The sequence below is a fragment of the Serratia sp. KG1D genome, from assembly GCF_037150675.1.
GTDB lineage: Bacteria > Pseudomonadota > Gammaproteobacteria > Enterobacterales > Enterobacteriaceae > Serratia > Serratia nematodiphila.
The window spans coordinates 1-454 of sequence record NZ_JBAGIH010000017.1 but is presented as its reverse complement, the minus strand read 5'-3'; the positions used below and the strand labels follow the sequence as shown (position 1 = coordinate 454).

1 protein-coding gene is annotated in these 454 nt (G+C 52.9%); it reads right to left on the bottom strand.

What is annotated here, in order from left to right:
* Nucleotides 1-454 (bottom strand): EF-Tu/IF-2/RF-3 family GTPase (locus WFM45_RS24595; RefSeq protein WP_261280153.1); only part of this gene is annotated, 454 nt, incomplete at both ends.

The window sequence follows — 454 nt, the reverse complement described above, 5'->3', positions numbered from 1 at the left end:
TACGTTCTCACCAGCACGGCCTTCGTCCAGCAGTTTGCGGAACATTTCAACGCCAGTACAGGTAGACTTAACGGTGTCTTTGATACCAACGATTTCAACTTCTTCGCCAACTTTGATGATACCGCGCTCAACACGACCGGTAACAACGGTACCACGACCGGAGATGGAGAATACGTCTTCGATTGGCAGCAGGAACGGCTTGTCGATTGCACGCTCTGGCTCTGGGATGTAGCTGTCCAGGGCTTCGGCCAGTTCGATGATTTTCGCTTCCCACTCAGCTTCGCCTTCCAGCGCTTTCAGCGCGGAACCGCGGATTACTGGCAGGTCGTCGCCTGGGAAGTCGTAAGCGGACAGCAGTTCGCGAACTTCCATTTCTACCAGTTCCAGCAGCTCTTCATCATCAACCATGTCGCATTTGTTCATGAATACGATGATGAAAGGAACGCCAACCTGG